The sequence below is a fragment of the Shimazuella sp. NTD250 genome, assembly GCF_059510375.1.
In genome coordinates, this window is record NZ_JCAJZS010000003.1 from 24434 (window position 1) to 43508 (window position 19075).

The window sequence follows — 19075 nt, forward strand, 5'->3', positions numbered from 1 at the left end:
AATAGTTTACGCCACTTCCTCTTATCTTTCAGTTTGAAAACTGTAAGAATTAGCACCGTTTCTACCTATTGGGTAAATCGGTTGCCGGGCTTCATAGGGCTTGTCCCTCCGCCTGCTCTTGATAAGAGAATGTTTCATTTTATATGCAACAGTTAGTACGATTATGAATGAATATGATTTTTTTGTCAATGAAATAATGCCAACTGATCCAATCGGTAAACTGCTTCTTCCAATCGTTTTTCATCTGTGAGCAAACCTACTCGAACATAGCCTTCTCCCGCTTTTCCAAACCCTATGCCTGGGGCGACGGCAATATGTGCCTGATCTAAAAGTTTTGCCGCAAAAGTAGTGGATGTATACCCAGAAGGTACTGGAAGCCAGCAAAAGAAAGAACCTTTTGGCTGAGGGACATTCCATCCTATTTGTGTTAGACCGGAAATAAAGGTATTTCTGCGATTTTCATACGTTTGAACCAATTCTTTCACACAGTCTTGGGATTCTAAAAGAGCAGTAACTGCTGACTGCTGAATAGCCCCAAACAAACTGACATAAAAATGATCTTGCAGCAGTTCAATCGCTTGAATGACAGATCTATTTCCAAGTGCGAATCCAACCCGCCAACCTGCCATATTATAGGTCTTACTCAACGTATAGATCTCAATTCCAATTTCTTTTGCACCTGGAGTTTGTAAGAAACTTAGTGGTTTTTGTCCATCAAAACCAATTGCTCCATATGCAAAATCGTGAACCACACAAATACTGTTTTGCGTTGCAAGTTTTACGGTTTCGACAAAAAACTCTGGTGTTGCAATTGCAGCAGTTGGATTGTTAGGATAATTTAAAAACATTAGTCTTGCTTGTTCTAAAATATCTTGAGATATTTGATGAAAGTCAGGGAGAAATTGATTATCTGCTAAAAGTGGCATCATTTCCATATGGGCTCCTGACATGGCAATTCCTGACCAATAATCAGGATACCCGGGATCAGGTACCAATGCGACATCTCCTGGATTTAAAAAACATTGTGCGATTTCTACTAATCCTACTTTTCCGCCAAAAAGAATGGCTACTTCTGTTTCTGGATCGAGTGATACATGATATTCTCGTTGATAGTAGGCAGTAATTGCTTCTTTGAGAAAAGTAAATCCACGGAACGGAGAATACTTGTGAAATTGTGGATTTTCAGCTGCTAATTGTAAGGAATGAATAATATGATCAGGAGTAGGGAGATCAGGATTTCCTTGACCGAGATTGATGACATCTTTTCCTGCTTGCACATATCGATTAACATCAGCTACCAATTTGGCAAAAAATTGTTTGGGTAATGACTGTAGTCGATCAGCATATTGAAATGTTTGCAATTTTTCCACTTCCTAGTTTGTATCTAATTATCTTATGCTACAATTTAGCCGAATAACTGTCAAAAACTTTTTGTTTAAAAAAGACTTTTTATTGACAAATACAAAATAAGCCTTTACTATTCTGAGATAGTACTTATTCAAAAACATTGGATAAACAAAAATATAAAGCTGTGCATCTCTTATCAAGAGTAGGTGGAGGGAAATGGCCCGATGAAGCCCAGCAACCGACCGTAATACCATCGCAAGATGGGGCTCATGTTTTTCTTATGGGCCGTGGAATAAACCCACGCAAGGCACGGTGCTAATTCCAACAGGACGTTGTTCGTTCTGTAAGATAAGAGGTTTGGACTATTCCGAGCCTCTTTCTTACAGAAAGAGGTTTTTTGATTTTGCCAGAAAAAAGGAGAGGTCATAGATGACAACAACTCAGGAGCGTTCGTATCGAGCACTAACGGTTGATACGGTTCGATCTGTAGTAGAACAGCTCCAGTATTTTGAAAATGTAAAACAATTGGAAGTATCGGAGGTTGGAGATGGAAATCTCAATTATGTGTTTCACCTTCGAGAACCAAAGACAAGTAAGTCTTTGATTGTAAAGCAAGCATTACCTTATGCAAAAGTAGTAGGAGAGAGTTGGCCTCTTACATTAGATCGGGCAAAAATCGAATACTTATCCTTGCAAAAAGCAGGAGAAGTGGTTCCTGAGTTAGTTCCCGTTGTTTATGATCATGATCAAGACTTAGCTTATACCGTGATGGAAGATTTATCGTCTCATGATATTCTTCGCTCTGGATGGATAGCTGGCAATCAGTATCCTGAGCTCGGAAAACATATTGGTACGTTTACTGCGCAAACATTATTTCATACTAGTGATTTTTATTTACATCCATTTACCAAGAAAGCCTTGGTTAAAGATTTCCTGAATCCAGAATTATGTAAAATTACGGAAGATCTCGTTTTTACTGATCCATTCTTTGATCATGATACGAATGAGATTTCTGATGAAATAAGACCTTTTGTGGTGAAGTTTTGGCAAGATGAAGAGTTAAAACGAGAGGCAGCCAAACTCAAACTGCAATTCCTCACAGAAGCTGAGGCTTTGCTTCATGGTGACCTCCACTCCGGAAGTATTTTCGTTACCAAAGATTCTACTAAGGTGATAGATCCAGAATTTGCTTTTGTTGGTCCTATTGGTTTTGATCTAGGATCTTTCCTTGCTAATCTGTTGTTGAATTATATTTCTCAAGAAGCTCACCTCCAAAAAACGGAAGATTTGCAGGCTTTTCGCAAGTATCTATTAGATACAAGCAAGCAAACATGGGAAACGTTTGCCACTCAATTTTTAGAACTTTGCAAGAGAAAAGGACATTTTACTTTTTCAAGCATTGATGGTGTAGCCGAAGCATTTCTTGAAAAAGTTTGGCAAGATACACTCGGTTTTGCAGGTTGTGAAGTAGTGCGTAGAACGATTGGTCTGGCACAAGTTGCTGATCTAAATTCGATTGATGATGCACCAGTTCAAATTGACTTAAAACAAAAAGCACTGACTGTAGGAGCTGTATTGATTAAAAATAGAGGAAAGTTAAAAGATATCCATACTTTTCTCGCTTGGGTGGAGGAATCGTTAACATGACAGTTGTAGAGCAGAAAGTGGGAGTTACATCCGTAATTTATAAGAAAGATCATATCTCATTGTTGGATCAGCGTTTATTGCCACAAAAAATGGAATACGTTCGACTTTCTTCTCTCAATGATGTTTGGCATGCCATTCAGCGTCTACAAGTGAGAGGTGCGCCAGCTATTGGCATAGCAGCGGCCTTTGGACTTGTAGTATGGGCAAATGACTGGAAAGCATCTGATTTTCCTAGCTTTCTCGATGCACTGCGCCGCGCGAAGTCTCAGTTGGCAAGCTCACGTCCTACTGCAATTAATCTGAAGTGGGCTTTAGATCGCGTTGCAAATCAAGCAGAAAAGGTGAGTAGTGTTTCCGAAGCAAAACAAGTGATGGAAGCGGAAGCTTTGAAAATCCAAGCGGAAGATGAAGCAACTTGCCGAAAGATTGGTGAACATGGGTTGACATTGTTTGCCGACGAACAAAATATCATGACGATTTGTAATGCGGGTAGTATAGCGACAGCAAGATATGGCACCGCTTTAGCTCCTTTTTATATAGCAAAAGAACAAGGATGGAATCTTCACATCTATGCATGTGAAACCCGACCGCTTTTGCAAGGAGCACGTTTGACAACATGGGAATTGCAGCAAGCAGATATTGATGTGACATTGATTACGGACAGCATGGCTGCACACACGATGCAAACCAAAAGGATAGATGCAGTGATAGTTGGATGTGACCGGGTTGCTAGAAATGGTGATATTGCCAATAAAATAGGCACTTTTGGTCTTGCCATTCAAGCTAAAGCTTTGAATATACCATTTTATGTGGCAGCACCGCTGTCCACATTTGATATAGATACAGCTTCTGGTAAGGATATACCGATTGAAGAACGCTCTGGCGAAGAAATCTCTCGAATTGGGGATGCACTATTGGCACCGCTTTCTACCAAAGTCTTCAATCCAGCGTTTGATGTTACACCAGCAGATTATATTAAGGCAATTATTACCGAACAAGGGATTTTCTCCCCGAACAACTTAGACAATCTTATAGAGCAGATAACAAAGGAGACGGTGTCATGAAACGTACGAAATGGCTTATTTTTCTACTCATCTCGATCTTAGCATTGACCGCTTGCTCTAACGAACAAAACCAAGTAAACCAATCGACGAATAATAATTCTGTTTCTACATCATCTACCAGCCAAAGTAAGAACACAGCAATCCCAGAAAAATTAAAAAAGCCTCTAAAAATAGCAGCTATATCGCAATTGTCTATCGGTACGTTTTCTAGTCAATATATTGCAGGAGTACAAGCACAAGTAAAACAATTTGGAGGAGAAGTGCAAGTATATAATGCTGATAATGATCTTGCGAAAATGGCCTCTTATATCGATAATGCAGTAAGTCAAAAAGTGGATGGTATATTGTTGGATCATGGTCGTGCGGACGCACTCCTTCCAAGTGTAAAAAAAGCAATAGCAGCAGGTATTCCAGTCATTGCTTTTGATAGTGATCTACGCATCCCTGGTGTTACCGTTATCGATCAAGATGACTACTCCTTAGCTTGGAATTCCCTTCGTACCCTTGCGCAAGACCTCAATGGAAAAGGGAACATTGTCTACGTTTGGGTTGGCGGATTTGCTCCGATGGAAAACCGTAATGTGATCTATAACGCGTTTAAACAACGTTATCCAGAGATTAAAGAGATTGCTAAATTCGGAAATGCTTCTAATAACACTGCACTTGATACACAAACGCAGATGGAAGCTATTTTGCAAAAATATCCAAAAGGTCAAATTGACGCTGTATTTGCTCCTTGGGATGAATTTGCAAAAGGAGTTACTAGAGCAATTCAACAAGCAGGAAGAACAGAAATCAAAGTATATGGAATCGATTTAAGCGATGAGGATTTGCAGTTAATCCAGCAGAAAAACAGTCCATGGGTAGCATCAACAGCAACTGATCCATCGGAGATGGGGAAAATTCAAGTTCGATTCCTCTATCAAAAAATAGCGGGAGAAACTATTCCCCAAGTATTTAGTGTACAACCTCATTTGGTTGAAAAGAAGAATCTACCTAGTCAAGCTGTAACAATGGGTCAATTAGGGAAATACATCCCAGAGTGGGGCGCTACCAAAACGGCTACATCCCCTTGGATGGACAAGTTAGTTGAGGCGAATAAAAAATGACACTCCAGATGAAACGCATTGTCAAATCTTTTCATGAGAATAAAGTGCTCCAAAAAGTAGATTTTAATGTTCATAAAGGTGAGATTCATGCTTTATTAGGAGTGAATGGAGCTGGAAAGAGTACATTGGTAAAAATTTTGTCTGGTCAACTTCAAAGCGATAGTGGAGAAATAAAGATAGGAGAGCGACGGGTTTCGCTCTCTTCTCCACATCAAGCAATCGATGCTGGAATCGGTATTGTTGTACAGGAAGTGGATACAGCATTATTTCCTGAACTTACAGTAGCGGAAAACGTGAGTATACATGAATTGGTACAAGGTACTGCATTTTTCAGTAGACAGAAGCGAAAAAAACGAGCAAAAGAATGGCTAGAGCGAGTTGGATTAAATATTTCCATGGATCGATTGGTATCCGAATGCAGATTAAGTGAAAAACAGCAAATCGTAATCGCCCAAGCATTGGCTAGAAATGTGCAATTTCTTATTCTAGATGAACCAACTGCACCACTGAGTGAAGTAGAAACAAAAGCATTGTTTCAGCTCATGAGCCGTTTAAAAGATAGTGGAGTAGGAATTGTTTTTATAACACACCGCTTGCCTGAAATTCGTGCTATCTGTGATCGAGTAACGGTATTGCGAGAAGGACGAACCGTGCTGCAAAGTAAAGTATCGGAATTAACGGATGATCAAATTGTAGAAGCAATGCTCGGTAAACAGTTGTTAGCAATTCAAGAGAAAACACCTCAACAAAGGACTACTCCTTTGCTCAAAGTTCAGCAATTTTTTGTTCCTAAACTAGATAAATCGGTCACTTTTACTTTGCACGAAGGGGAAGTTTTAGGTATAGCTGGTTTAGTAGGGGCAGGAAAAACAGAGATTGCTAGAGCTCTAGCAGGGCAAGATCAAAGTTATAGTCTTGTTACGATTAAAGCAAAGCCTTGGAAAATAAAACATCCACAAAAAGCAATCGAAGCGGGAATTTGTCTCATTCCAGAAGAGAGGCGTAAAGAAGGGGTATTGGTTGATTTTCCGATAGACCAAAATCTTTCCTTGCCACATATCGATAAGATTACCCGAGCAGGATGGCTAGATTGGCGTAAAGAACGACTATTAGCAGAAAAAGTGATTGAACAATTAAGTATTCGAACTTCCTCTTCCAAACAATCAGTTGGGCTTCTCAGTGGAGGTAATCAACAAAAGGTATCCATTGGAAGGTGGTTGAATACGGATGCTTCTATCTACCTTTTTGATGAACCGACAAAAGGCATTGACATTGGAGCGAAAGTAGATGTTTTTTCGATCATCTCCAAATTGGCAGAAGAGAAAAAGGGTATTTTGTACTTTACAAGTGAGCTAAATGAACTATTGACAGTTGCCGATCGAATACTCGTGTTATATGATGGCAGATTTATTGCAGAGAGAAGGACAAATGAAACGACACTAGAAGAGCTCATGACATTAGCAACAGGAGGGATTTCGGATGGAACAGAGCATCGAGATAGCGAATCTCCCTAAGAATAAAACGAAGAAGAGTAAAGATGGATGGATTCGTTTTTTGACCAAGTATGGGACAATCATCGCGATTCTCTTGATAATAGCTTTTTTTAGTATTTTATCGGATGAATTTTTCACGTATAAAAATTGGACAGATATACTGCGTTCTATTTCGATAACTACACTAGTGGCTATTGGGGTTACCCTATCTCTAATTGTAAAAGGTTTTGATTTATCCGTAGGTTCGACCGTGAGTCTCGCTACGATTACTAGTACAGCTGTGATGGTTTGGTATCGTCAAGAAACAGTGCTTGCTATCTGTCTGCCGCTGTTAGTTGGATTGTTAGTAGGACTTATAAATGCATTTTTAATTGTTAAAATTCGTTTACCAGATATGTTAGCAACACTTGGTATGATGTACATGGTCAACGGTCTTCATTTGACGATTACAAAAGGATATAGCATCTATAACAATATGCCGCTTCAAGATGGGTCTCTAGCGCCAGGGAAAATTTTGCCTTCTTTTTTGTTTATTGGTCAAGGTGAAATTTTTTCCGTTCCCTTTCCGGTAATTGTGATGTTTTTCTTTGTGATAGTAGTTCATTTGTGTTTGAACTATACGAAGTTTGGACGTCTGTTGTATGTGACAGGTGGAAACGAAGAAGCAGCAAGGCTTTCTGGAGTTCCTGTAAATCGGTATAAAGCTTATGCTTATGCCTTAAGTGGTTTATTTGCTAGTATTGCAGGTATAGTATTGGCATCACGTATCGGGACTGGACAAGTTTCTGCTGGTGCATCTCTGTTGATGGATTCAGTTGCTGCAGCATTGATCGGGTACTCTGTTTTTGGGGCAAATAAACCTAACGTATTAGGGACATTCATTGGCTCCATTTTAATTGGTATTCTTCTAAATGGATTAACTATGCTCAATGTTCCATATTATGCCCAAGACATTGTCAAAGGTGCTATTTTGATTGGTGCTTTAACGTTAATGTATAAAAGTAGAAAAGAATCATAGCAATGGGCTTATTCCGTTTCTCTTCCTAGTAGACTTCCATATAATAATAGAAGTCTTTAGGAGAGGAGGTACTACTTTGAGAACCTTACAGTATATACCTCATCATAAATTGGGAACGAAGCACATCGGTAAACCAATGAAACTAGTTTTAAAAAACGGCAAAGTGATTTATGGCGTGATTAAAGAATTACATCAAAAAGGGATTGTGTTTATTCCTGTGCAAGTGAAGAAAAAGAATGGAAAAGCGAAAGCTCAGTGGTTTTGCCCACTGTTTCCTATCTTTTTACCCTTTCTTTTCTTCATTCCGTTCTTGTTTTTCTTCTTGTAGGATGAAACAGCTTGTATCTGATGAAGATACAAGCTGTTTTTTATCGTTCCCGTTAGACGATTGGAGGGCTCTCCGAAAATTAGGAGTCGATTTAACCACGAAATTATTTCGTATAAATGTGGATTACATCGAAAAAGATGGAAGGACATTCAGCCTTTTTCGTATTGTCTGTTCTTTTGTGGATGTATCAAACTCTTCATATGGTGATGAATGACCTTCTTCATTTCCTTTGCAGAGATTTTTTCTTTTTGTGTTACTCCGTGGACTGCAAAACCATCGATGAGAGCATGCAATCTCATCGTTTCCAACTCAGGGTCTAAGTTATCAAGAGTGATTCCTTGTTTTATTAGGGCATCGATCAGACTACGAAATAATTGGTGTAGAGAATCGTGGCTTTCTTGTCGCAATCGATGAAGGTCTGGGTCCGCTAGGGATTTACTTATAAAGGCTAACCATACTTCACTCTCTGCTCTTCGTTCATCATCCAGTGGCAATACTTGATCAATCATAGCAAGTATTGCTAGTTCTGTATCTGAAGGAATGTCTAACTCCTGAAGGCGTTGTGTTACTCGATCAATAATCATTTGCATGCAAAAAATCCACAACTCTGATTGACTCTTAAAGTAATGACGCATAGCTCCGAGTGACATATTTGCTTCTTGCGATATATTTCGTACGGAAGCTCTTTCCAAGCCTTCTTTTTGTATGACTCTCCAAGCGGCTTCAGCTACCTTCTTCCGACGAATATCATGGTCTACTTTTTTAGGCATAAAGAGAGTATACCACAAGGAGCATTTTTGTGATACATTTGTACTATAAAGATATAATACAAATGTATTAAAAAAGGTGGTGTCATAGGTGGCATTTGTTATCTTAGCGGGAGAAGTACTTTTTTGGGTGTTTGTATTAAGTGGGTTAATTTGCCGATATATTTTTCAGAAGAAAACGTTAGGAAGTTTTTTACTCTTGGCAACTCCAGTAATTGATTTGGCGATCATTGTCATTACAGTTTTGGATTTGAAAAACGGTGCAACGGCAAACTTCTTTCATAGTTTAGCAGCCATTTACATTGGGGTGTCGATTGTATATGGTAAATCAATGATTGTATGGGCAGACCAAAAATTCGCATATCGTTATAACAATGGGTCCAAGCCGCAAAAAACAAAGATGTACGGCAGTGTTCATGCTTACGGTGAGCGTATCGGATGGTATAAACATGCCCTGGCTTGGTTGATTGGCTGTGGTTTATTAGTTGGGATGATTTGGTTTGTTGGAAATGAAAGCAAAACGATTCAATTTGCTTATACCATTTACACATGGTCTATCATACTAGCAATTGATTTTTTGGTGAGTTTTAGTTATACGATTTGGCCAAAGGATAAGAAAGAAACATAAAAAGAACGATCTAGTAGAGATCGTTCTTTTTTCTATCAGGCTGTTTTCTCTGTAATATCTCGGGCAATCCATACTCCACATGCTCCTGCTTGAGCTAGTCCGCGGGTGATTCCTGCTCCATCACCGCCAAGGTAAAGTCCTGCTATCTCTGATTCAAAACGATCGTTTAACTTAGGACGTGCAGAGTAAAATTTCGCCTCTACACCATAGAAGAGAGTGTGTTCCGAAGCAATCCCAGGCGTAACATGATTGAGTGCTTCCATCATTTCTTTCAAACTATTCAGCGTATGAGCAGGTAATACATAACCAAGATCCCCTGGCACTGCCTCTTTCAAGGTTGGTTCGATAAATCCTTCCTTGATTCGCTTTTCTGTAGAACGACGACTTTTTTGAATATCGCCATATTTCTGAATGATTAGTCCTCCATTGGACAATTGATTTGCCAATCGAGATATTTCGTGTGCATATTCTGTTGGCTGATTGAAAGGTTCTGTAAACTGATGGGAAACGAGTAATGCAAAGTTAGTGTTGGCACTACCAAGGTTCGGATCTTTATAAGAGTGACCATTAGCTAGCATGATACCTGAGTGATTTTCCACTACTACGTGTCCCGAAGGATTACTACAGAATGTACGAACCTTTGTGCCGATTGAGGTGTTATAAATAAATTTGCCTTCATAGAGATGTTTGTTGATCTCACTCATCACAATGTCCGAAGTTTCCACACGAACACCGATATCTACTTGATTGGAATACATTTGTAAGCGGCGTTTCTTCATTATAGTAGAAAGCCATTTGGAACCATCACGACCGGGTACAATGACCACTTTGTCTGCATAGAGTGTTGCACCATCTTTTAGTTCTACACCGGTAATGGTATGTTTACCATCGGTTTTCTCGGTCACAACGTCAGCAACTTCGATTTTAAATCGCATTTCTATTTTTGTTTCGAGGTATTGGAAAATACTAGCTAAAATCGAGAGGTTTTGTTCGGTTCCAAGGTGACGTACTTGTGCACGCAGTAATTTAAGGCCAACCGCAGCACCTCTTCGTTCAATTTCGCGAACTTCTGCTGTTAAAGGATCTGTAATAGTATCTGTTGCCCCATGCTCCAGATTTATCTTATCAACATAGCGAATCAAATCTACTACTTGATCATTGGGCAGAAAGTCTGTCATCCATCCGCCAAATTCACTAGTAATATTGAATTTTCCGTCAGAGTAAGCACCAGCTCCTCCAAATCCATTCGTGATGGAACAAGCAGGCAAGCAGCCAGCAAACTCTTTTTTCTGGGTGGCAGGCGGGCACTTTTGAATTTTATGTTCGAGGATAGGACAGTTGCGTTTGTAAATATCATGCCCCTTATCTATCAATAGTATCTTTGCGTTTGGCATTTTTAAGCTGAGTTCATAACAAGTAAAAATGCCAGCGGGTCCTGCTCCTACGACGATTACATCGAATCGATTACTCACAGCAAATCCCCCTAAGTTTTAGTAGGCAAACCTTATATAAGGTACACGATTCAACTATATATATCAATAATAATATTTACCAGATCAAAAAAATTAATAAGTAATGTTTAATTCTTTATAAAGATAAGAAGGAGAGAGTTTTAGTGATCATCAAAGAATACTTTCATTCCATGTAGTAAGAAATGGGAACATAAAAAGCGTAACCTAATTTTAAACAGGTTGGTTTCTTTATCAAACAATTCAATATGAAAAATGATACAATTATATTAGCGAATTAAAGGTTGGTAACTCATGGATAAATCCAAAAAGGAAGCGCTACACAGAGAAAAAGAGAAAGCCTTTCTTTCTAACAGGATGGAGTATAACAAGCTAATGAGTCGCCTTCTTCCTCATATTTTTGTGGAAGTATCGAGTCCAGAGAATGGGATTACTGGTGAACTCGGTTATCCGCGATACTTGAGGAAGAGTGAACTTCCTGGTGAGGTACTGCGAAAGTTCGAGAAGGAACAACTTAAATCTGACAGCAAAGGATTTCTAGATCCCGTGATCCTTTTGGGAACAGGCGAGTCAGGAGCACTGCGGTTTCCTCAGAAACATGACGGACTTTCTCCCATGCCTTTCGCTGCAAGAGGGAATTTTGCGATTCGTAACTTTTTCGCAGGTTCCTTTCATTTGTTCGATGGGAGCTACCAAGATGAACTTCTGACTTGTGAAAACTTAGGTCTGATTGAAGTATTCCTTTCGTTGCATGCAGAAAACTATACTATAGGTAGTGAGTGGTATGACTACTACCGAGATGCCTATTACGCGGTCGCTATCGGTAGTTCAGCCTCCGTTCGTGTCGGTGGTACTGACTTGCCCCAAGCCGTTGGTTACCATATCTGGAACAGGACAGGAAAAACGCTTATTTCGCGCATCGATCAACCTCTTGATAGATCGGTTTTGAAGATCACCACAAATCGGTGGAAGACATTTCGGGATATCTCGGAATTTTAAGAGGAACGTGATGTGTACCACCTTCAAAGGTGAAAAAACTCCCGACAACATGAGGAAGTGTTGTCGGGAGACTGCTTTTTTATGGATATTTAATTTACTCGCTTTGCACCCCAATAATGGGTTTGGGAGTATGAATTGTTTAAGGAATCGATTTGCAGATCATTTTTTTCATTTTCATTGGAGATATATAATCCGTCACCTAAGTAAATTCCAACGTGAGAGACACCAGATTTATAGGTTCCTTGTAAGAAAATGAGGTCCCCGGGTTGGAGATTGCTTCGGGAGACGGAAGTACCTACTTGGGATTGAGCACCTGAGGTTCTTGGTATATTAATACCTCTATACTCACGAAATACATACTGTACCCAGCCAGAGCAGTCAAAATTAGGATAACTTTCCGCACCGAACACATAGTTGACTTTACCGATCATTGCTCTTGCTCTGTTGATCCATGATGTATCGGATAGTTTTCCAGGATCACTGATACTGACACCTGATTTTTTTGCCAATGCTTTTAACTGTTCACTTTTGAACTTTTTTTGTAAAGCTTTGTACTCAGCTTGTAATTGTTTCATCTTTTTTTCTGCATCATCGAGTAATTGTTTGGAGTTAGCTGCTTCTTGTTTAATAGCTGCTTGATTTTTCTGAATCGCTTCTGCTTGTTCTTTATACTTTTGATAAATCTGATAGTCATTTTCCATCAATAAGCGAATACCTTCTAAACGACTTAGAAATTCAGAAAAAGATGTAGAAGCGAGTAATTGCACTTCCATATTGTTGTGCCCAGAAGTATAAAGGCGAACCAACACGGAATCCAAGCGCTTTTTGGTTTGATCCTGTTCTTGGTTCAATTTGGTCAATTGTTGGAAAGTATCATTCAGACGTTTATCTGAAGATGCGATTTCCTTTTGAATTTTATCATATTCTTTTTTCGCAGCTTCGTACTGATTTAAAGCTTGTTCTACTTTTGCTTTTGTAGTAGTAGATGGCGCTGCATAACTGTTATTAGCCAAAAAAGGGTTAACGGCTAACGTGAGAGCTATTACCGCACTACATAAATAGTACATCTTTGTTTTGTGGTTACGTTTCAGCATGTCAAACTCCTTATTTGGAATAGGCTGATTTTCCGCTTCATATTTCAATTATTTTCCAATCTTTCGCAAATAAGATAAAGACTGCCTTTTTTGCTGGAAAATCAGAAGTAACACGAGTATACCATGTCTTTAAGAAAATGACGATGAAATCTAAAAAGGTTTCGCAAAACTGACAATTCATAAATGACTTATTTTTATATTTAAACGGATTGAATGTATATATTTCCATGCGTTAGAAACAATAAGAAAGTGGGCAGCCAAGTGCTGCCCGCTTTCTATTTGTGAAATTTACCAATTCATTATGGTAAAATAGATTCTAAATTTTGGAAATCAAGAGGGGACACATGAAGAAAATATTTTCTTGTTTTTTACTTACTGTACTTGTGATTATTGTCTTTATTTCATATGAAGAAATTGGTTCATGGGTGATTCCATTTTCGTTCAAACAAAATAATACCAAACAAACCTTTCGATTTACTGCAATAATGCATGAGATTCCAAAGAAAATAGTGGGACAGCGTACTTATTATGCTCTGGATGATTTGATGCAAAAAGGGGTTGTGAAAGGGAAGGTGGATAGCATCCAAGAGAATTGCAGGATGGAAATAGGAAAACACGATTATCAAATGGAACCAAATATAACAGTCCTCTTGCATGATGGAATATATGAACATATTGAAAATCCAGTTTTATTTCAAAATAAAACTTGTTATCTACCAGAAGAAATCTCAAAAAAAATAGTAGCACAATCCAGTGAACCTGTGAGTCATCCAAACAAGAAATTGACTCTCTCAGCTTCACAACTTGCAACATATCTGTCTTTTTTGCGTTCACCTATACCAAGTGCACATGTGAGTACAGTAGATTCTTCACTTCCAGGAGCACTGCGTAGCTACCGACACGGGATTCATGAAGGATTAGACTGGTATACTTTTGGAACTGGAAAAACCATTGATCTGAATACTCCTGTACGGTCAATGGGAACTGGGATAGTAGTTCGTTCTGATCAACATTACCACGAGATGAAGCCACAGGAAAGAAATCGTTTGTTAGCAAAAAGCGCACAAAATAATGGGCAGACACCAACTAGTATTCTTGATAAATTGCGAGGAAGAACGGTATGGATTCAGTTTGAAAATGGAGTGATGGCGCGATACTGTCACTTGAGCAAAATTCCAAAAAGCATTACAGTCGGTACTCATGTAAAAGCTGGAGACATAGTTGGCTATGTAGGGAATTCAGGGACAAGTGATGGAGCGTTGCACAATAAACAAGGACTACACCTGCATTTGGATATTCTCGTTTATGGTCAATGGATTTGGAGCAAGTATACATTAGCCGAACGACGTATGATATTGGAGACAGTATTTAATGGATGAATGATTACGTGATATCAAATTCACAAAATAAACTGTGAATTAAAATGACAATTACTATAGATTTAAAAAATTGATATAATTAAATAGAGTTTGTCTTTCTGTCATTCGCTCCTAACGAGAATAAGGATTTTCCATCATGAGTGAGCAAACCACAGGTACAGTAATCAGGTTCTCAAAACTACAGAAATCGATTATGCGTAGGCTGGAAGCGGATTTTAGGCTGAGTGCGATACAACTGGCTGAAAAACTCAAGCAGGATCCATCTAACATTCGAAAGGCACTGAAAGAACTGGAGAAAAAGAAAGCAGTTCATTCAGTGAAAGGACCAGGAAGAACTCATAGAAGTAGAACTCGCTACTTTGCACTAGTTTCACATTCTATTGATGTGCCTCCAAGTATGGAGGACTACATCTTGAATCTGCTAAAAACGATGCCTTGGGTGAGTGCAGTTGAGCTAGGTGAAAATCTAGACTTTCATCTGGTTGCAATTTATAAGAAACTGAGAGAGCTGGAGAAAAAGAAAGCAGTGATTTCAGTGGAAGGCCCAAGAGGCTTCCGTCTGTATGCTCTACCATCTGAGTTGCTGGATGAAGATCCCACTAGAGAAAATGAAATCTTGTGTGTTCTAGCATCTGATCCGTGGTGCACGTTGGAAGAACTCAGTGAAAAACTAAATCTTTCACTGTATCAACTCGAGGTGCCCATTAAGCATCTGAAGAAGGCAGAAGCAGTGATTTGGGTGAGAAGTTCGCAAAAGTTCCATTACGCTCTCGTAACTGAGTCACTTGAAGGAGCTCCTACTACTGAGGGGGACATCTTGGGGTTGCTCAGAATGGCCCCGTGTCAGAGCGCAAGTGAACTTCATGATAAAATGGGTTATGGGACTGTCGATAACATCCGAAAAATTCTTCGAAAACTGAAGAATCAAGGCAAAGTTATCGCTGAAAAAATCGACGGCCAGGAGATGTTCTACTCTCTTCTGCTTGAACAGGAAGATGAGAAGAGTATCAAGCAGCCCAACGCTTTTGAGCGAGCTCTTCTGATGCTGTTGCAACTGTACAAATCGGGGAATGCTTGGGTGGAAGAATCCCAAGTGAAAGGCATCTCGATTCCGATGTTTGATAACTTGCTTGCGGTGATGTTGGTAAGAAAGACTATTCATAACAACCTTCCTTACTACATGCTAACTCGTCGTGGAGTGGATACCGCGCTAAAGATCAAGCATCATCGGATGTAGTTATTATGAATGTCATCTGTATACGCTTGAACGTTCTCCTCCCGCAAATCCTACTGGATCAGGGAGAAGATTGCCCTCTGGTGAATCCATCCTGTGTCAAGGATATATGATCACCAGAGGGCAAACCATGTTCTATACAAATAGACATGTATACAGAAGAAGGAGATAAAGGACTTGCGTTACATATTCTGCAAATATACAATAGGCATTAACGAAATAGCTTAGGGGTGCTTTTTTTGGATAATGAGCAACTACTAGAGGCAATTCAGAGCAGCTTCCTGTCGGAATTAAGCAAATTGGAGAATCGAATTTCACAAGAAATGAGTACTTTGAGACAAGATTCGAAGACTCGTTTCACGAACGTAGAAGAATGTATTACCAAATTGCATGATGACACAAGCGAAGGGTTTCAGGAAGTCAAAAATATTTTGTATGAAGATGTTGTGGAGATTACCAATGAAATGGTGAGCGATAAGGAACTGATTAGAAGAGAAATCGACGCATTAAAGGGACGAATTTATCTACTGGAAAAGAAATTGAGCAAAATAAGTTAATAGATGTAACCTTCCGATGACTCTTTTCGAGTCGTTTTTTTATTGGGGGAATATATAATGCGCGAATTAAAGCAGCGTGTTCAAGCTGTCATTATAGAAAAACAACTAACTTCGGTTCTCAATCGTACCAAGTGGGAAAGATTACAGAAATCCGTAATAGAAGAATTGGCCTTTCCACCTTCGTATCAAGTAAAATATGTATTGGAAAATAAGCCTCATCCAGAAAACTTTGAACAAGATGTCTGGTATTGGGGGGATTGGGTAGAAGGGCTTGAGCCTTTTTATCATGTGGAATGGATAAGGGTTAGACCTCGATATATCAAAAAAAGGGAAAAAACATTAGAAAGTGAAATTATTGATATTATAGAAGAATTTATCCATCTATTACGAAAATGGAGGATTCCGTTTGTTGTAAAACAGGAATCCGTTTTTATATATGGATATGTAAAACATACCAACATATTTCATGATGATTATTGAAGAGGATAGGATGCTTTTCTTTTTTTGCCTAAGAATGACAAAAAATTTAATAATTATTGACTATTTCCGTTTTTGAGAGAATCGATATTGTTTTTTCGCTACCATAGTAGAGGTAGTGGAAAGAAGGAGTAATCGAATGAAGAAAATATGTTCCATATTGTTATTATCCATTAGCTTTTCTTTGCTGATTTTGCCTGTCAGTACTTTTGCACAACCACAGGCAAAAGTCGTTACCAAACAGTTCAGTTTTGAAGATGAAATTGTAGATTCACCCAAAGAAAAGCAGTCTTTATTGAAAAGTAATACCGAAAAAGAGACAGACAATATCAAAACAACTCAAGGTCAAACAAAACCAAATATTGAAGCAGAGGCCTATCTTTTAAAGGATTATCTATCTGGTGTCGTCTTAGCGGAGAAAAGTGAACATGATCCACGGCCACCAGCGAGCATGACGAAAATGATGACAGCTTATATTGTATTAGACCAAATAAAACAAGGAAAACTTCATTGGATGGACGAAGCGGTGATCAGTAAGCGAGTCGAAGATATCAATGAAGCACAAATTTATTTACAAAAAAATGAAAAAATAACAATTAAAGAACTGTTTACTGGGTTGATGGTTCAATCTGCAAATGATGCAGCAGTAGCTTTAGCAGAGCATATAGCAGGTTCAGAAGAAGCATTTGTCAAATTAATGAATCAAAAAGCAAAGGTTTTGGGATTAAAACATACCCATTTTCTCAATTGTTCTGGATTGAATCAAGAAGATTATCCTGATCCTCCCAAAACCCAAGGTCAGCATGTGATGTCGGCAGAAGATACCGTTCAGTTAGCGAATATGCTAATAACCGTTCATCCAGAAATATTTGACTTTACTACCATCGCAACCTATACGTTCCATCCAGGAACCTCAAGAGAACAAAAGGTTAATAACTGGAATAGCATGTTGCCAGGATTAAAACACGAATATAAAGGCGTTCAAGGGATAAAAACAGGTTCTACCCAGTTGGCAGGTTTCTGTTTTGCTGGTACAGTAAAGCGAGATCAAACCCGTTTTCTATCTGTAGTGATGGGAACAACATCCAAAGACAAGCGCTTTATCGAGACAAAAAAGTTATATGACTACGGATTTAGTCAATTTAAGCGGGTAACCTTTTTGAAGGCAGGTCAATCTGTTCCCAATCATGTTTATGTGCGAATTGCTAATGCAAAAGGGAAGAAACAAATTTCTGTTATTGCACAAGATATCAACATACCCGTTCCCATACAGACGAAAAGCAAAAATGACTACAGCTATCATGTAACATATAAAAGTAATCTAAAAGCACCATTGAAAAAAGGTACAGTGGTTGGAACAGCAGAGCTTTATTATAAAGGGCATCAAATAGAAGGTTTTAAACCGATACCAGTGGTGACGAAAAATGCAGTAAAACAAGAGAACATCTTAGACCGTATTTCTGATTTTATTGCAAGTTAATCTTTTGAATAGGAGACTGCTTACTTTGTATAGTAAGTGGTCTTTTTTGTATAAGTGGACACCTGATTTATTCTTTCAAAAAGATATCATCAACAATATTGCTAAATCTTGAGGAATCATCATGGGTTATTTTTTGAAAAATGGAAATCTATATATAAGTCATGGTATAATAAAGTGTCCATTACCTTGGACGACCTACTCGACTGAAGGGAATCCCCTTGAGCGACGAGATCGAGCAGAAGTGCGCGTGCAGAGATCGGTTCCACGACGAGGACTGCATTCTCCAGCTGACGGGTCCGAACCTGTTTGCAGAAGAGGATCCTCTGCATCCGTGGGATCATTGCCCTGGAACCAAGGGACACCACCCGTTCTGCAACTACAAAGGCCCGAAGCAACAGGGGTCGATTCCCAACCAGCGAAAGTAGGTAGGTATCTATGAACGCATCTGCGATACCAAAAGCCCGTGTCCTAGCTTAAACAAGCCAAGGATGCGGGCCCGCACTTGCAAATGAAATAGAAAAAAATTTATAAAACATAGAAAAAAGCGGATGTCAGAAGACATTTCCGCTTTTTAGTTAGGAATAAGCCATGATTCGTCCATTAAACAACTGCAATTCCCCTTTGAGTTGTTTAGCAATAAATTTTGCATACTCGTTTCCTTTGGCTACATCGTGATGAGTAGCATCCTCTGGTAGGACGATTTGTACATAATATTGCTGATTGTCTTCCTTTTGTCCTACTCCAATCACCATATGGTTGTTTAGATGAGGATCATTTCCAGTTAGAAGTAAGTATTTAGTACCCTCTGTTTCCTTTGCTTCCATCGTGTAGGGGAAAGCGGCTGCTTCATAATCCCAAGCGAGCTGTTTTCCAGTGTTGCGGGTCATTTCTCGATAGTAATTCAGCGTGTCTTGAACATCTGCTAGTTCAATCGTTTCTGTTCGTCGAATGTAAGCGCTTTTTTTCAAAAAGATTGTCCATCCTT

General features: G+C 39.0%; 18 protein-coding genes and 2 riboswitches. Of the genes, 13 read left to right on the top strand and 5 right to left on the bottom strand.

Annotation, left to right across the window (positions count from 1 at the left end; genetic code table 11):
* Nucleotides 1–18 precede the first annotated feature (18 nt).
* A riboswitch (SAM riboswitch) is annotated at nt 19–128 on the bottom strand.
* A gap of 57 nt (nt 129–185) precedes the next feature.
* A complete protein-coding gene (locus tag AC5WOF_RS08160; RefSeq protein WP_496049470.1) occupies nt 186–1361 on the bottom strand; it encodes a pyridoxal phosphate-dependent aminotransferase in 1176 nt (391 codons plus the stop codon).
* A 176-nt stretch (nt 1362–1537) separates the two neighbouring features.
* Nucleotides 1538–1702, top strand: a riboswitch (SAM riboswitch).
* 74 nt (nt 1703–1776) lie between these two features.
* Between AC5WOF_RS08160 and mtnK the strand changes: the two genes are divergently transcribed.
* The 6 genes from mtnK to AC5WOF_RS08190 all read left to right on the top strand — a co-directional run bounded on the left by mtnK (nt 1777) and on the right by AC5WOF_RS08190 (nt 8006).
* Nucleotides 1777–2994, top strand: coding sequence for an S-methyl-5-thioribose kinase (gene mtnK, locus AC5WOF_RS08165; RefSeq protein WP_496049471.1), 1218 nt, complete (start codon nt 1777–1779; stop codon nt 2992–2994).
* Complete coding sequence (mtnA, locus tag AC5WOF_RS08170) at nt 2991–4058, top strand: S-methyl-5-thioribose-1-phosphate isomerase (RefSeq protein WP_496049472.1); 1068 nt, start codon at nt 2991–2993, stop codon at nt 4056–4058. The genes mtnK and mtnA overlap by 4 nt, the downstream gene beginning before the upstream one ends.
* A complete protein-coding gene (locus AC5WOF_RS08175; RefSeq protein WP_496049473.1) occupies nt 4055–5167 on the top strand; it encodes a sugar ABC transporter substrate-binding protein in 1113 nt (370 codons plus the stop codon). Before mtnA ends, AC5WOF_RS08175 begins: the two co-directional genes overlap by 4 nt.
* Nucleotides 5164–6681 (top strand): sugar ABC transporter ATP-binding protein, encoded by a 1518-nt coding sequence (locus tag AC5WOF_RS08180; RefSeq protein ID WP_496049474.1) that lies wholly within the window; start codon nt 5164–5166, stop codon nt 6679–6681. The genes AC5WOF_RS08175 and AC5WOF_RS08180 overlap by 4 nt, the downstream gene beginning before the upstream one ends.
* 31 nt (nt 6682–6712) lie before the next feature.
* Entirely contained in the window at nt 6713–7678 is a 966-nt protein-coding gene (locus AC5WOF_RS08185) for an ABC transporter permease (protein WP_496049950.1), read from the top strand.
* 76 nt (nt 7679–7754) lie between these two features.
* Nucleotides 7755–8006: a hypothetical protein gene (locus AC5WOF_RS08190; protein ID WP_496049475.1), complete on the top strand. Its 252-nt coding sequence runs from the start codon at nt 7755–7757 to the stop codon at nt 8004–8006.
* 149 nt (nt 8007–8155) lie between these two features.
* Here the strand turns inward: AC5WOF_RS08190 and AC5WOF_RS08195 are convergent, their stop codons facing one another.
* Complete coding sequence (locus tag AC5WOF_RS08195) at nt 8156–8776, bottom strand: TetR/AcrR family transcriptional regulator (RefSeq protein WP_496049476.1); 621 nt, start codon at nt 8774–8776, stop codon at nt 8156–8158.
* An 88-nt stretch (nt 8777–8864) separates the two neighbouring features.
* On the opposite strand from AC5WOF_RS08195, the gene AC5WOF_RS08200 reads away from it, so the two are divergent.
* Complete coding sequence (locus tag AC5WOF_RS08200; protein ID WP_496049477.1) at nt 8865–9401, top strand: hypothetical protein; 537 nt, start codon at nt 8865–8867, stop codon at nt 9399–9401.
* Between the two features lie 35 nt (nt 9402–9436).
* Here AC5WOF_RS08200 and AC5WOF_RS08205 read toward each other — a convergent pair whose 3' ends face one another.
* Nucleotides 9437–10873, bottom strand: a complete 1437-nt coding sequence (locus AC5WOF_RS08205; protein WP_496049478.1) for an NAD(P)/FAD-dependent oxidoreductase — start codon at nt 10871–10873, stop codon at nt 9437–9439.
* A gap of 291 nt (nt 10874–11164) precedes the next feature.
* Here AC5WOF_RS08205 and AC5WOF_RS08210 point away from each other — a divergent pair, with 291 nt between their 5' ends.
* Nucleotides 11165–11869 (top strand): hypothetical protein, encoded by a 705-nt coding sequence (locus tag AC5WOF_RS08210; RefSeq protein ID WP_496049479.1) that lies wholly within the window; start codon nt 11165–11167, stop codon nt 11867–11869.
* An 89-nt stretch (nt 11870–11958) separates the two neighbouring features.
* Here AC5WOF_RS08210 and AC5WOF_RS08215 read toward each other — a convergent pair whose 3' ends face one another.
* The gene (locus AC5WOF_RS08215) at nt 11959–12963 is read right to left on the bottom strand and encodes a C40 family peptidase (protein ID WP_496049480.1); all 1005 of its coding nucleotides are present in this window, start codon (nt 12961–12963) and stop codon (nt 11959–11961) included.
* Nucleotides 12964–13307: 344 nt separating this feature from the next.
* On the opposite strand from AC5WOF_RS08215, the gene AC5WOF_RS08220 reads away from it, so the two are divergent.
* The 5 genes from AC5WOF_RS08220 to AC5WOF_RS08240 all read left to right on the top strand — a co-directional run bounded on the left by AC5WOF_RS08220 (nt 13308) and on the right by AC5WOF_RS08240 (nt 18090).
* A complete protein-coding gene (locus tag AC5WOF_RS08220) occupies nt 13308–14342 on the top strand; it encodes a M23 family metallopeptidase (RefSeq protein WP_496049481.1) in 1035 nt (344 codons plus the stop codon).
* A 136-nt stretch (nt 14343–14478) separates the two neighbouring features.
* Complete coding sequence (locus tag AC5WOF_RS08225; RefSeq protein ID WP_496049482.1) at nt 14479–15579, top strand: winged helix-turn-helix transcriptional regulator; 1101 nt, start codon at nt 14479–14481, stop codon at nt 15577–15579.
* 236 nt (nt 15580–15815) lie between these two features.
* Entirely contained in the window at nt 15816–16133 is a 318-nt protein-coding gene (locus AC5WOF_RS08230; RefSeq protein ID WP_496049483.1) for a hypothetical protein, read from the top strand.
* 57 nt (nt 16134–16190) lie between these two features.
* Nucleotides 16191–16613: a DUF6678 family protein gene (locus tag AC5WOF_RS08235; protein WP_496049484.1), complete on the top strand. Its 423-nt coding sequence runs from the start codon at nt 16191–16193 to the stop codon at nt 16611–16613.
* A 136-nt stretch (nt 16614–16749) separates the two neighbouring features.
* Entirely contained in the window at nt 16750–18090 is a 1341-nt protein-coding gene (locus tag AC5WOF_RS08240) for a D-alanyl-D-alanine carboxypeptidase family protein (RefSeq protein ID WP_496049485.1), read from the top strand.
* A 575-nt stretch (nt 18091–18665) separates the two neighbouring features.
* Here AC5WOF_RS08240 and AC5WOF_RS08245 read toward each other — a convergent pair.
* The gene (locus tag AC5WOF_RS08245) at nt 18666–19058 is read right to left on the bottom strand and encodes a DUF1885 family protein (RefSeq protein WP_496049486.1); all 393 of its coding nucleotides are present in this window, start codon (nt 19056–19058) and stop codon (nt 18666–18668) included.
* Nucleotides 19059–19075: the final 17 nt, after the last annotated feature.